The sequence below is a fragment of the Pseudomonas sp. TNT2022 ID642 genome (genome assembly GCF_028656995.1).
Classification (GTDB): domain Bacteria; phylum Pseudomonadota; class Gammaproteobacteria; order Pseudomonadales; family Pseudomonadaceae; genus Aquipseudomonas.
This window is the reverse complement of sequence record NZ_JAMDGW010000004.1, coordinates 33,552-47,868: the sequence shown is the minus strand read 5'-3', so window position 1 is coordinate 47,868 and position 14,317 is coordinate 33,552. Positions and strand designations below refer to the sequence as shown.

Annotated in this window: 12 protein-coding genes; 10 read left to right on the top strand and 2 right to left on the bottom strand. The window is 58.5% G+C overall.

Translation table 11 applies throughout. The annotated features are described in order from the left end of the window. Nucleotides 1-13 precede the first annotated feature (13 nt). A complete protein-coding gene (locus tag M5G26_RS04260) occupies nucleotides 14-922 on the top strand; it encodes a TauD/TfdA dioxygenase family protein (protein ID WP_273914523.1) in 909 nt (302 codons plus the stop codon). A 342-nt stretch (nucleotides 923-1,264) separates the two neighbouring features. Here M5G26_RS04260 and M5G26_RS04255 read toward each other — a convergent pair whose 3' ends face one another. After that, entirely contained in the window at nucleotides 1,265-2,881 is a 1,617-nt protein-coding gene (locus M5G26_RS04255; protein ID WP_273914522.1) for an alkaline phosphatase family protein, read from the bottom strand. 215 nt (nucleotides 2,882-3,096) lie between these two features. Then, nucleotides 3,097-4,041 (bottom strand): LysR family transcriptional regulator, encoded by a 945-nt coding sequence (locus M5G26_RS04250; protein ID WP_134176174.1) that lies wholly within the window; start codon nucleotides 4,039-4,041, stop codon nucleotides 3,097-3,099. Between the two features lie 165 nt (nucleotides 4,042-4,206). Here M5G26_RS04250 and M5G26_RS04245 point away from each other — a divergent pair, with 165 nt between their 5' ends. From M5G26_RS04245 to M5G26_RS04205, 9 genes are all read left to right on the top strand, one after another. Next, nucleotides 4,207-6,567, top strand: a complete 2,361-nt coding sequence (locus M5G26_RS04245; protein WP_150692877.1) for a TonB-dependent receptor — start codon at nucleotides 4,207-4,209, stop codon at nucleotides 6,565-6,567. Between the two features lie 23 nt (nucleotides 6,568-6,590). Further along, nucleotides 6,591-7,934, top strand: a complete 1,344-nt coding sequence (locus tag M5G26_RS04240) for an aryl-sulfate sulfotransferase (protein WP_273914521.1) — start codon at nucleotides 6,591-6,593, stop codon at nucleotides 7,932-7,934. 190 nt (nucleotides 7,935-8,124) lie between these two features. After that, the gene (locus tag M5G26_RS04235) at nucleotides 8,125-8,451 is read left to right on the top strand and encodes a hypothetical protein (RefSeq protein ID WP_038359731.1); all 327 of its coding nucleotides are present in this window, start codon (nucleotides 8,125-8,127) and stop codon (nucleotides 8,449-8,451) included. Between the two features lie 381 nt (nucleotides 8,452-8,832). After that, nucleotides 8,833-9,642 (top strand): energy transducer TonB, encoded by an 810-nt coding sequence (locus M5G26_RS04230; RefSeq protein ID WP_273914520.1) that lies wholly within the window; start codon nucleotides 8,833-8,835, stop codon nucleotides 9,640-9,642. Nucleotides 9,643-9,686: 44 nt separating this feature from the next. Beyond that, a complete protein-coding gene (locus tag M5G26_RS04225; protein WP_273914519.1) occupies nucleotides 9,687-10,412 on the top strand; it encodes a MotA/TolQ/ExbB proton channel family protein in 726 nt (241 codons plus the stop codon). Between the two features lies 1 nt (nucleotide 10,413). After that, entirely contained in the window at nucleotides 10,414-10,815 is a 402-nt protein-coding gene (locus M5G26_RS04220) for an ExbD/TolR family protein (protein WP_003220570.1), read from the top strand. Between the two features lie 367 nt (nucleotides 10,816-11,182). Continuing rightward, a complete protein-coding gene (locus M5G26_RS04215) occupies nucleotides 11,183-11,764 on the top strand; it encodes an alpha/beta hydrolase (protein WP_273914518.1) in 582 nt (193 codons plus the stop codon). 53 nt (nucleotides 11,765-11,817) lie between these two features. After that, nucleotides 11,818-12,750: a sigma 54-interacting transcriptional regulator gene (locus M5G26_RS04210; protein WP_134176179.1), complete on the top strand. Its 933-nt coding sequence runs from the start codon at nucleotides 11,818-11,820 to the stop codon at nucleotides 12,748-12,750. A gap of 166 nt (nucleotides 12,751-12,916) precedes the next feature. Beyond that, nucleotides 12,917-13,714: a MetQ/NlpA family ABC transporter substrate-binding protein gene (locus M5G26_RS04205; RefSeq protein ID WP_160054708.1), complete on the top strand. Its 798-nt coding sequence runs from the start codon at nucleotides 12,917-12,919 to the stop codon at nucleotides 13,712-13,714. Nucleotides 13,715-14,317: the final 603 nt, after the last annotated feature.

Genomic DNA, 14,317 nt, shown 5'->3' with positions numbered 1-14,317 from the left:
TGAGGGTCTACCCATGAGCAATGCCGCACTCGCAGTTAAACCCGCTGTCCACACGCTGGAAATCCACCCGGTTGCCGGTCGTATCGGCGCCGAGATCCGTGGCGTGCATTTGTCCGGTGAACTGGACGCCGCCACCGTCGAATCCATTCAACAAGCGTTGGTGCAATACAAAGTCGTGTTCTTCCGCGAGCAGACTCAACTCGACGATCAGCGTCAGGAAGCCTTCGCCCATCTGCTCGGCGAGCCTGTCGCGCACCCCACCGTGCCATCGCGTGAAGGCACGCGTTATCTGCTCGAACTGGACGGCGCTGAAGGCCAGCGCGCCAACTCCTGGCACACCGACGTGACCTTCGTCGACGCCTACCCGAAAGCCTCGATCCTGCGCTCGGTCGTCGCGCCGGCCTTCGGTGGCGACACGCTGTGGGCCAACACCGCGACGGCGTACAACGGCTTGCCGACCGAGCTGCGTGAACTGGCCGACAAACTGGTCGCCGTGCACAGCAATGAATACGACTACGCCAGCGCCAAGCCGGACGTCTCGGCGGAGAAGCTTGAGCGCTATCGCAAGGTCTTCACCTCCACCGTTTACGAGACTGAGCACCCGGTGGTCCGCGTGCATCCGATCAGCGGCGAGAAGAGCTTGCTGCTGGGGCATTTCGTCAAACGCATCAAGGGTTATTCGCAGGCGGATTCGGCGCATCTGTTCGGGCTGTTGCAGAGTCATGTGATCCGTCAGGAAAACACCGTGCGCTGGCGCTGGAAGGCCGGTGATGTGGCGATCTGGGATAACCGCTCGACGCAGCATTATGCGATTGATGATTACGGCACTCAGGATCGGGTGGTGCGTCGGGTGACGTTGAAGGGTGAAGTGCCGGTGGGGGTTAGCGGGCAGCGCAGCCAGACCATCAAGGGTCGCGATTGAAGATCAAGAGCCCCTCATCGGAACGCCGCCCGCCCAGCCCTCTCCCAGAGGGAGAGGGAGTCGACCGAGTTGTCTCCCGCTATGCATCGACCTGAAAGATCTTTATCGATTATGGATTCGGTGAAGCGCGATCAGGTCGGTGTATCTCTGCAATATTTCCCGCTCAGTCTCCTTTCCCTCTGGGAGAGGGAGTCGACCGAGTTGTCTCGCGTTAGAACCGACCTGAAAGACCTTATCGATTATGGATTCGGTGAAGCACGATCAGGTCGGTGTATCTCTGCAATATTTCCCGCTCAGTCCCCTCTCCCTCTGGGAGAGGGTTAGGGTGAGGGGCTCTTCCCACTACCAAACACCAATCTGAACAACCTTCTCGGTCTCCGGCTCACCATAACGAAACCGTTGCCCACGCAAATCAATCTCCTGATGACTGATGGTCGTGCGCCGCTTCAACCCGCGCACCCACTCAAACAAATACCCCGCATGTTCCTCGCGCACCGCCGCATACGCCGGGTCATCCCCCAGGTCACGCAACTCCTGCGGATCATTGAGCAGATCAAACAACTGCGGTCGAAAGCCGTCGTACGCCAGGTATTTCCAGCGCTCGCTGCGCACCATGGTCATCCGGCAACGATCAATCGGCTGACCCAAACGCTCACGCGCCGGCGCCTGGAAGGCGTAGTCGTATTCGCTGATTGCATAGCGGCGCCAGCCCGGGTTTTCACCGTGCAGTAGCGGGATCAACGAACGCCCTTCAAGCCGATGCTCTGCCCCCGGCAACCCCAATGCCTGAAGAAACGTCGGCAAGGCATCAATGGTTTCCGCCAGTCGATCATCGACTGTCCCGCGCGTCGTATCCGCCGCCACACGAGGGTCACGAACGATCAACGGCACCCCCACCGCCTGCTCCAGCAAAAACTCCTTCTCACCGAGCCAGTGATCGCCCAGAAAGTCGCCGTGATCGCTGGTGAACACGATCAACGTGTCATCCCAACGGCCATTGCTCTGCAGAAAATCGAACAGTCGTCCGAGTTGATCATCCACCTGCTTGATCAGGCCCATGTACGTAGGGATTACAGTCAATCGTACTGATTCACGGGAGAAGTTGAGGCTTTCCTCATGTTGGCGAAAGGCAGTGTATACGGGGTGTTTGCTGGCTTCGGAGGGCGTCGCGCGGACCGCTTCGAGAATCGATTTCGTACTGTACAAGGCGTGGTACGGCGCCGGTACGATGTATGGCCAGTGAGGTTTGATATAGGAAAGGTGTAAACACCACGATTTCTCGCCTTGCTCGGTGATGAAGTCGATGGCTCGATTTGTAGTGTAGACAGTCTCTGAGTGTTGCTCGGGAATTCGTGCTGGCAAATTCGCATGACGCATTTTCCAGCCGCTGAGGATTTCGCCGTTTTCGCCTTCGGCGGCATTGGCCCAGTCGTGCCAGGGGTTTTTGCCGTCGAAGCCGTGTTCACGCAGGTAATGGGTGTAGGGCGCGGATTCGCGTTTGTCGTCGAACAACGGATCGTCGGGATAGATGCCGTCGTGGCGCATGTAGGGTTCGAAACCGACTTCGTTGAGGATTTCGGCTTGCTCGCTCTCGGGGTTGATCGCCAGACGCTGCAAGGCATCGACATTCGCCGTCGCGTGGGTCTTGCCGACCAGCGCGGTACGAATGCCGTGAGGGCGCAGATAGTCGCCGATGGTCAGTTCTTCCAAAGGCAACGGCACGGCGTTCCACGCCACTTGATGGCTGCTGACATAACGTCCGGTGTAGGCCGACATCCGCGACGGCCCGCAGATCGTGCCTTGGGTGTAGGCGCGGCTGAAACGCACGCCGGCAGCGGCGAGGCGATCGATATTCGGTGTGTGCAGGTGCGGATGGCCGTAGCAGGACAGGTAATCGCGGCGCAGTTGGTCGCACATGATGTACAGCACGTTGCGCACGGGGTTTGGCGGGGTGGGCATGGGGTTCACCGGTCAATGGGACAGGCGAGGTATTTCGCTAGGCGTGAGGGTGTTCGGCAAGTGCATTTGGGGAATGGGTTTTATGCAGGAAATGCATCGTTGCCTGCACTGCCGCCATCGCTGGCAAGCCAGCTCCCACAGGTATTGGGAGTGTTCAAATGGTTTGTGCTCGGCGCGAATCATGTGGGAGCTGGCTTGCCAGCGATAGCGGTGGATCAAACGGCGAGATTCTGCAGCGAGCAAACCTCCTCATCCTGCTGATCTATCGCCTTGATCTGCTCAATCATCGCTTCCGCCAACGGCGACAACCGATACCCCGCCCGGCTGACAATCCCGTAACGGGTGTACAACTCCTCAAGATCATCGGCCAACCCTTCAATGCGCAAACACACCAGCTCTCCCTTGGCTTGATGCAGCGCATCGGAATATGCCCCGACAATCCCGATCGCATCCGAACGCAGCACCACACTGAGCAAACTGGAGCTGTTTTCACACTCCACATTCGGCGTGAAATCCGGCCGCCCACTGAGATCAACGATGACCTTGCGCAAGTTCGGCGGACGAATGCTCACCGCCAGCGGATAGCTCATCAATTGCTCGGCGCTGACCTTATCGAAACCCGCCAGCGGATGCCCCGCACGGCAACAGAAATGCCATTTACGCGGCCGCAACCGGTGCGTCAGATAATCCGGATCCGCCTCGAAGTAGCGTGTGTCCGCGACAAAGAACTCGAACTCCTCGCTCATCAGTCGCTTGCTCAAACTCTGCCAGTCATCGACCTGAAACTGCACCCTCGCTTTCGGGTAGCGCCCGATAAAACTGCCGATGGCGCGAGGGATCAAACCCGCCGCTGGCGCCGGCCCACAACCGAAGCGTAATTCCCCCGCCTCCAGCCCATTGAACTGACTGATCTCGTTGGCCATCTGCTGCGCGCCACTGACCAGTCGCCGTGCGTGCTCCAGCAACACCTGGCCCTGTTTGGTCGGCGGTAATTCCTTGCGCCCACGATCGACCAACTGACAGCCAACGCTGTGTTCGAGTGCCTGAATGCTGCGGCTGAACGCCGACTGCGACAGGTTCACCGCCTGCGCGCCGGCGACGAAGCTGCGTTGTTCAGCCAAGGCGATGAAGTGACGAAGTTGACGCAAGTCGATATGCATTTTTCACATAAAAAATATCCGGGAAATGCATTGGATATGCATTAGGTCGACTCCTTATAAAGGCAATCTCTTATGCAGTAAATATTTGTAAATCCATAAATAAATAACTGAAAAGAATATGCAGCGCTGAAGATGTCTGTGTGTTTTTTGACCAGGAGCCGCGCCATGAGTCCGTTGAACCTTGCGTCACCCTTAACGCCACGACGGCTCAAACGCCTGCCTCTGGCCCTGTTGCTGGCAGGGAGCGCGAGCTGGACTCACGGCTACGCCGCCGATGCGGAAACCCCGGCGCCAGTGCCGGCCGGCAAGCCTGCCGCCAACAGTTCGCAACTGGAAACCGTGACCGTCACCACCCGCCGTCGCGAGGAAAGTTCGCAGGACGTACCGACGCCAATGAGCGTGGTCAGCGGGCAGAATCTGGAGACGCAGCGGGTTTACCGGATTCAGGATTTGCAGCAATTGGTGCCCAGCGTCAACGTCGCCTACATGCACGCACGCCAGTCCAGCGTGTCGATCCGTGGCTTGGGTAATAACCCGGCCAGCGATGGCCTGGAAGGCAGCGTCGGCCTGTACATCGACAACGTCTATCTGGGCCGCCCGGGGATGGCGGTGTTTGACTTGATGGACATCGAACAGCTCGAAGTCTTGCGTGGGCCGCAGGGCACGCTGTTCGGCAAAAACACCACCGCCGGGGTGATCAACATCAGCACCCGCGCGCCAACCTTCACCCCTGAGCGCAGCATCGAAACCTCGGTCGGCGAGGACGGTTATTTCCAGACCAAGGGCACCATTTCCGGGCCGCTCAACGATCAACTGGCCGGGCGTTTTTCGGCCTACCGCACGCGCAGTGACGGCGACATCAAAAACGAATACGACGGCCATGATTTGAATGGCGGCTCGCGCGATGGTTTCCGCGCCCAACTGCTGTTCAAGCCCAATGAAGATTTCAACCTGCGCTGGATCGGTGACTACAACGAAGAGGACTCCAGCGCGGGCACCCGCGTGCTGTACAACACCGGGCCGACCATCAATGGTGTCAACCTTTACCAGGCGCGCGCCAACGCGGCTGGCGCAACATTGGTCAACGGCTCGCACCGCAAGGTCAATCTGGACAACGACCAGCATGTCACCGTGCATCAGGGCGGCACCTCGGTGGAGGCTAACTGGTTGCTGCCGAGCGACTTCACGCTGACCTCGATCAGCTCCTATCGCTTCTGGAATTTCACCCCGCGCAACGACGACGGCCTCAACGTGCCGGCGAGTTACAACGCCGGCGTGTCGGTGGAAGACAAACAATATTCGCAGGAATTTCGCCTGGCCTCGCCCAAGGGTGAGTTCTTCGATTACGTGGTCGGCGCTTACTACTTCGGCTCGGATCTGGACAATAAATCCTTCGCCTATTACGGACCGCAAGCGGATATATGGAATGGTACGGCGCCCGGTGCGCTGGCCAACGTCACCAGTGTCGGCAACGGCCATATCAAGACCGACAGTTTTGCGCTGTTCGCCCAAGGCACCTGGCACCTCACCGAGCGACTGGACTTCACCGCCGGGGTGCGTGGCACGTATGAGGAGAAATCTGCCTGGGTCACGCGCGATGCGCCGGTGGGTGGTGCAACGGTGACGGGTGCTGCGGCAACGGCCAGGCGCGGTCGTGCCGGCGCTTACGATTCCGGCGACTTGAATCAGTACAGCTCCAGTCCCTCCGGGCTGCTCAATCTCAGCTACCGGATCACCGACGATGTGCTCGGCTACGCCACGTTATCCCACGGCGAGAAATCCGGCGGGGTTAACCTCGCCGTCGGTTCCGCTCCGGTGGCCGGCGCCGATTCGCTGCTGATCGGCACCGAACGCGCGAACAACGCCGAACTCGGCTTCAAGAGCACGCTGTGGGATCACCGTCTGCAACTCAACGCCAACGTCTTCTGGACGCAGGTCAACGCTTACCAGACCAACGCCTACGACGCGGAAAATCGCGTGCAGTACCTGACCAACGCCGGTTCCGTGCGTTCGCGCGGGGTCGAGTTCGAAAGCACGGTGATCCCGCTGCGCGGCCTGACCCTGAACATCAATGGCTCCTACAACGACGTCAGCTACCTCTCGTACAAAGATGCCCCGTGCCCGCCGGAAGTCAGCCAGGCGCCGGGCGCTCCAGCGTCTTGCGACCTCAGCGGCCATCAAGTGGTCGGCGCTTCGAAGTGGATCGGCAACGCCAACGGCGAATACAAATGGAATCTGGATAACGGCTTCGAACCTTACGTCACCGCGAGCTATGCATTCCGTTCAAAAGCCGTCGGTACAGTCGAGGATTCCGACTACGGGCAGATCCCGAGTTACGCCGTGGTCAATTTTTCCACCGGTCTGCGCGGCGACTTCAACCAAGGCCAGTGGGACGTGTCGCTTTGGTTGAAAAACGCCTTCGACAAAACCTACTACACGACCCTGTGGACGGGCGGCAACGGCGGCTATGAAGGCCTGCTCGGCACACCGCGCACCCTCGGCGTCACCGGTCGCTACGACTTCTGATTCGTCACTCAAGGAGCTGCATCATGTTGCGTATCAAAACGGCTTTGCCGGTGTTGCTGTCCGGCGCAGTGCTCAGTGCCGGCGCCTTCGCCGCACCAAGTGTTTACCCGACCGGCGTGACCCGTTATGACCCGAACAAGGCCTTCAATCAGTACGTGATTTTCAGCGGCGCGGACAAACAGACGCACCTGATCGACATGAACGGCAACGAGGTGAAAACCTGGCCACAGGCAGGCTTTCCGTCGGCGATCATCGATCCAGAACTGGTTGGCGGTGAGCGCGGCCATGTGCTGCTGCAATTGAGTGAAAAGGATCCCGGCAAACTCGGTTCGGCCGGCAACGGGCTGGGCAATCAGAGCATCGGTGAGCTGGACTGGAACGGTAAAGTTGTCTGGCAGTGGGGCGACAAGGCGCCCGGTGGCGCCGCGCAACAGCACCATGATCAGCGCCGTTTGAGCAACGGCAACACCGTGGTGCTGGCGAACAAGGTGCACAAGGTAAAAGGCTTCAAAGTGCCCGAGGTGATCGACGATGCGATCTATGAAGTCAGCCCCGAAGGCGCGGTGAAATGGCAGTGGCTGGCCTCGGAGCATCTCAATGAGTTCGGCTTCACCGCCGAGCAGTTGAAGCTGGTGCGCGCCAGTGAAAATCCGGACTACCTGCACATCAACAACCTCAGCCTGGTCGGGCCGAACAAGTGGTTCGATGCCGGTGACAAACGCTTCAATCCGGACAACCTGCTGATCGATTCACGCAACGCCAACTTCATCGCGATCATCGACAAGAGCAGCGGCAAAGTGGTCTGGCGTCTTGGCCCGAATCTGCCACTGATCAACCCGAAAACCGCGCAGAAATTGCCGCGTCCGGTGGATCAGTTTGTCGGTCAGCATGATGCGCACATCATTCCGGCAGGATTGCCTGGCGCCGGTAACTTGCTGGTGTTCGATAACCAGGGATCGGCGGGTTATCCGAACGTCACCCTCGGGCTGATTTCCGGCTCGCGGGTATTGGAAATCGACCCGGTGAAAAGCGAGATCGTCTGGCAGTACAGCGCTGCCAATTCGAAGCAACCGGGTTGGGCGTTTTACAGCTCGTTTATCAGCAGCGCGCGGCGTTTGCCCAACGGCAATACGTTAATCGATGAAGGCATGAACGGGCGGTTTTTCCAAGTGACGGCCAACGGTGAGAACGTCTGGGAATACGTCAGCCCCTATCTCGGCAAGGCGCCGGGCAGCGACGCGATCAGCAACTGGGTGTATCGGGCACTGCCTGTGAGTTATGACTGGGTGCCAACGGGTACGCCACGCTCCGAGACGGCAGTTAATGCCCCGGTTGTCGGTGTGCAGCAAACCAATGCCAGCCGTTAGTTGAATTGGAATTAATGCTCGATCGAACGGCGATAAGTTATGAGCGGGTTGAATAGTGCTTATTGCAATTTCGTTAGTAACTCGCGTGGACAGGAGTTGAATCTGCAACCATCCTGACTGTCGTGAGTTTCCAGGAGGAAACTTGCTCTCATCGGAAGACACTTATCCCAACGATAAAGGAAATCGAATCATGTCGAGCATTAATGGCACTTATGTGAACGCTAACGCTGGCGCCAAACTGACGATTACCGATGGCAACGATTCCAACGGTACATTCAGTGGCACGTTCAGCCAGGGCGGCGTTAACTATGACGTCAGCTACGGGCATTACCATTTCCAGAACAGCACCGGACAACCTACCACCATCACATTTGTCGGTCTGAATGGTAATAGCGGATTTCAAGCGTGGTCATTGTTTTCTCCTGATCACAATTATGCAAAAGTTCGCGCGGCCGGTTCCCGTACTAATTTTGACGGTGAAGTAGTGACCCTGGCAGGGGAATTCGTCAAACAATAATCCGCGCGCAATTGATAAAGGCCGACGCACGAAAGTGCGCCGGCTTTTTTTATTGTTCCGGCAAAAGAACAATCAACTATCTACTTGGTATTAGTTGTCCAGCAAAACCGGGTCAACCGAATTTGATGCGTTGCATGAATACTTTCGATGCCTCAAAAGCATGCGCTTTTTCACGCATCGCTGCAGCCCGCGTGGCGCGTGGCTTTGGCAGAATTGATCAATTCTTATATTCCATAAAGACCTATGCATAACGTTAAAGATTACTTTCGGAGATAAGCGTCAAGCCCAATGATTCACCCATCGATCCACCGTGGGGGATTCAACAAACGGTTGATCGGCAGTTTTTGTAGAGAACGCAAAAAGACCGCAGGGAGTGAATCAATGGGCAATGTCCAGACCGCCGCCAGCGCAGAGGAATTGCTGTGGCGTCAGACGCCGGGTGGCGAATTGGTCGATCTCGGCCGGCCGCATCGTGTGCCGCTGGGGCAGTTGCGGTTGCAGCGTGCGCCCAACGGCATTCTGAGTCGGCGCGAAACAATTCTGCTCGGCGTGCTCGCGCTGGTGGTGCATGGCGCGGTGATCTACTGGATCAGCCAGAAACCGACGCCAGTGCTGCCAATCGTGCCGCCGGAAATTCCGCCGATGACCATCGAGTTCTCGCGCCCGGCACCGCCAGCGCCACCGGTTGTCGAGCCGCCACCACCTGCGCCTGTGGTTGAGCCACCGCCGCCGGTGGAGGACGAACTGGCCGTGAAACCACCGCCGCCAAAACCCGTTCCGAAACCGAAACCGGTGGTTAAACAGGCACCCAAACCAGCGCCGAAAGCGGTCGAGCAGCCACCCGCGCCGCCACAACCGGCCGCTCCGGTTGCAGCGCCAGCACCACCTGCTCCCCCCGCGCCGGCACCGGTAACCCCGGCCTCAGCCAACGCCGCGTACCTGAAAAACCCGGCACCGGAATATCCGTCGCTGGCTCAGCGTCGCGGTTGGGAAGGCACGGTGTTGCTGCGCGTGCATGTGTTGGCCAGCGGCAAACCGGGTGAGATCCAGATAGCAAAAAGCAGCGGCCGGCAGCAGCTCGACGATGCGGCGCTGAACGCCGTGAAGCGTTGGAGTTTTGTCCCGGCCAAGCAGGGTGATGTGGCCCAGGACGGCTGGGTCAGCGTGCCCATCGATTTCAAGATTCATTAAACCGAAACCAAATTCGCGCGAAACGTTTACACGAGGAATACATCATGACGTTACTGGCATCTCCACTGGAATCCATCGAAAGCGCGGTGATCTGGCTGCTGGTGGTTTTTTCCGTCGCCACCTGGGGGCTGGCATTGCTCAAGGCTGTGCAGTTCGGACGTCTGAAGGCACAAGACCGGCGTTTTCATAAACGCTTCTGGGCGGCGTCGAGTCTCGATTCCGCTGCTGAATTGAGCGAAACCCAACCCGGCGCCGCCGCACGAGTAGCGCAGGCCGGTTACGCAGCGATTCAAGTGGGCGAGGCGCCACAGGCCAATGATTTGAGCCAGGCGATCAACCATCAGGATCGACTGGAGCGCGCCTTGCGTCAGCAAATTGTCCGCGAACGGCGTTCGCTGGAAACAGGCTTGGCAGTGGTCGCCAGTATTGGCAGCACATCGCCGTTCATTGGTTTGTTCGGCACGGTGTGGGGAATCATGGAAGCGTTGAAAGGCATCAGTGCGGCCGGTTCGGCGAGCCTGGAAACGGTGGCCGGGCCGATCGGTGCGGCACTGGTCGCCACGGGTGTGGGGATCGCCGTCGCGGTGCCAGCGGTGCTGGTTTACAACTACTTTTTGCGTCGGTTGAAACTGACGGCGGCGGATCTGGATGACTTCGCCCACGACTTCTACAGCCTGGCGCAGAAGAGTGCGTTCCGCGTGTTGATCCATCCGACCGCGCACAAGGTCGCAACGCCGGGTAACGCGGCAAAAGTGAAGGAGGCGTCCTGACATGGCTTTCTCCACGCAAGACAGTGATGAGGTGCTCAGCGAGATCAACGTGACGCCGCTGGTGGACGTAATGCTGGTGCTGCTGGTGGTGTTTATCGTCACCGCGCCGCTGCTGACCAACGCGATCCCGATCAACCTGCCGAAGACCGAAGCGGTGGCGCCGGTCGAGCAGAAGGATCCGCTGGTGGTGAGCATCGATGGCGCCGGCAAGCTGTTTATCAACAAGGATGAGATTCAGCCGGACTTGCTGGAATTCAACCTCAAGTCAGCCAAGGCCAAGGACCCGGAAGTGCGCGTGCAGTTGCAGGCCGATGACGGGGTGAACTACGGCGAAGTGGCGCGGGCGATGGCTTCGATTGAACGAGCGGGGATTACCAAGTTGTCGGTGATTACTGCGCGGTAACAGATTCAACGTTTTTCCGGGGCCGTCTCCTTGGCAGGGTGCGGCCCTTTTTTTATTTCTGGCATTAGAAGCGAAGCCCTCACCCTAGCCCTCTCCCAGAGGGAGAGGGGACTGATTGCGTTGTTTGGCCGCTATACACCGACATGAAAAATCCAGTCGAACTCCGGATTTGAAAGGCCAGGAGATCGGCTCCCTTTCCCCCTCGCCCCCATGGGGGAGAGGGCTGGGGTGAGGGGGAAAAGATTTAATGCCATGCACACATCGCATATTCAATTCAGGTCTTAATAAATAGCTTCTTATTCCTTAACGAATATAAATCCCCTCCCTATACTCGTTCAGGAACAGACACGACGCAGGAGAGCTCCCCATGCGCAACGAATCAATCCGCTACCTGATTGTGCCGGGCTGGCAAGGATCGCCAGAAGATCATTGGCAAAGCCACTGGCAACACAGCCTGCCGAACAGCGCGCGGGTCGAGCAGGCCGATTGGCTGACGCCGCGTCGTGAAGACTGGGTGGCGGCACTGGCCGAGGCGATTGCTGCCGACAGCACGCCGGTCATCCTTATCGCCCACAGCCTCGGCTGCATCACCGTTGCCCACTGGGCGGCCACGGCGCCGTTGCAATACCTGCGTCAGGTCCGCGGCGCCTTGCTGGTTGCGCCGGCCGATGTCGAGCGCCCGGCCTGCGCGCCGGCGCTGCGCAACTTCGCACCGATTCCGACCGATCTGCTGCCATTTCCGAGCCAGGTCGTCAGCTCCGACAACGACGCCGCCGTCAGCGCGCCGCGCGCTCTGGAGCTGGCGCGCAACTGGGGCGCCGAGGCGGGGATTCTCGCCGGTGCCGGGCACATCAACGTCAAGTCCGGGCATCAGCGTTGGGAGCAGGGTTTTGCTTATCTCTATCGCCTGCAAAACCGCATGGAACACCACGCTCGCCGTCGCGCCTGATTTTTTATCTTTCAACGCCCCCGTCTCCCGGCGGTTTTGGGCGGGAGTCTGCCATGAGTTTCGAAACCTTCGGTCAGCCGTTGCTGACCTTTCCCGATGCAGAAAAAAGCCCCCTGAGCATTCGCGCCAAGGCGCTGGTGTTCGTCGATCCGCGCTCGCGTCAATTGCGCGAAGAGCTCGAGCAATTGGCACCGCGTTCGACCTCGGTACTGATCCGTGGCGAGACCGGTACCGGTAAAGAATTGCTCGCTCGGCACATCCATCGCGCCAGCGACCGTAGCGGTCTGTTCGTTTCGGTCAATTGCGGGGCGATCAGCCCGACCTACGCCGATGCCGAGCTGTTCGGCTACGCCGCCGGCAGTTACAGCGGCTCTGCCAGCAGCCGTGCCGGATGGTTTGGTTCGGCCAACGGCGGCACCTTGTATCTGGATGAAATCGGCGACTTGCCGCTGCCGATTCAAATCAAATTGCTTGCCGCGCTGGAGAACCACGAAGTCACCCGTGTCGGTGCGCCTCAGCCAAGTCCCGTGGATGTGCGTCTGGTGGCCGCGACCAGCATCGATCTGGCGCAAGCGGTGGACGCCGGCAAATTTCATGAGCGCCTCTATCACTACTTGAGCGAAGGGCAACTGGAGCTGCCCGCCTTACGCGCGCGCATCGGCGACATTCTTTCGCTGGCCGAGTATTTCCTTGGCATCTATAGCCAGCGTCTGGACTTGCCGGTGCCATTGATCAGCGAAGCGGCGCAGCATGTGCTCGAACAACACAGCTGGCCGGGCAACACTCGCGAGCTGGAAAACGTCATTCACTTTGCCTTGCTGGTGAGCACCGGCGACGAGATTCTCCCAGAGCACCTGAATCTGCCCGAGGTGTCTGGGCCGCAGCTTCAGATCGAACGGCTGGTGGCACAAATCAACATCGGCGGCAGTGTCGATGAGCGTAAGGTATTGAAAGATTTGCTGATTCGGTTAAGTGAGGGTTTGTAACCGTTTTGTTCAACATGAACAAAATGGAATATGAAGCTGAATAAACGTTATTGTCCGGGAATAAAAAATCCCGGTATTGTCCGACCCACGCCAGCGATATCACTTCACTGGCACACGTATTAATGCCGTCGTCGATGACGACCGTGATTTTCGATAAGGACACTGCATGAAAAAGGTTCTGTTGTTTACCGCATTGGCGGCTGCTCTGACTGCTTCCCTGGCCAATGCCGGCGAGAAACTGGTGGTTGCGGCGACCCCGGTGCCGCACGCTGAAATCCTTGAGCTGATCAAACCGACCCTGGCCAAAGAAGGCGTGGATCTGGAAATCAAAGTGTTCACCGACTACGTTCAGCCGAACGTACAGGTTGGCGAGAAGCGTCTGGACGCCAACTACTTCCAGACCCTGCCGTATCTGAACAGCTTCAACCTGGGCAAATACAAGGACGACAAGTCCAAGTACCTGGTGACCGTGCAGGGCGTGCACGTTGAACCGTTCGGCGGCTACTCGAGCAAATACAAGACCCTGGCTGAATTGCCGGACGGCGCGACCATCGCCATCCCGAACGAAGGCAGCAACAGCGGCCGTGCCCTGATCCTGCTGCAGAAGGCAGGCCTGATCGAGCTGAAAGACCCGAAAAACGCTCTGGCAACGCCAAAAGACATCGCCAAGAACCCGCACAACTTCAAGTTCAAGGAACTGGAATCGGCGCTGCTGCCACGCGTTCTGAAAGAAGTTGATCTGGACATGATCAACACCAACTACGCGCTGGAAGCCAAGTTGAACCCGCAGAAAGATGCGCTGGTGATTGAAGGCGCTGACTCGCCGTACGTGAACTTCCTGGTGGCCCGTGAGGACAACAAGAACAGCGACGCGATCCAGAAACTGGCCAAAGCCCTGACCAGCCCGGAAGTCAAAGCGTTCATCGAGAAGAAGTACAACGGCGCGGTACTGCCGGCGTTCTGATCTGACGCTTGAGTGAACCCCTTCAAGGTATGAAAACGCCGATGGCCAGCGAGGGTCATCGGCGTTTTTGTGTGTGCGCTTGAAAAGCCCCTCACCCTAACCCTCCCGAAACGTCGGACCGCCCAAAGGGAGAGGGGACTGATCGGGGGATGCTGTAGAGGTACGCCGACGTGAAAGATTTCTGCCGAATCCATAATCGACTTGATCTTTCAGGTCGATGTAAATCGCCATACACCTCGGTCGGCTCCCTCTCCATCCGGGGGAGGGCTGGGGTGAGGGGACTGATCGGGGGATGCTGTAGAAGTACGCCGACGTGAAAGATTTCTGCTGAATCCATAATCGACTCGATCTTTCAGGTCGATGTATGACGCAAGACACCTCGGTCAGCTCCCTCTCCCTCCGGGAGAGGGCTGGGGTGAGGGGCTTTTGATTTACGCTGTGGCCTTCAACGCCCGCCTCAACGCCACCAACAATTTCAAAATCTCCTGCGGATCCAGTCGCTGCGGCACTTTTACGTCCATGTTTTCTTCCTTGTTATGGGTTTGGCCGAGGGAGTCTGGCCAAAAGCTGTTCATCCTTGGAGGGCTTTCGTGAAAAAAAGAT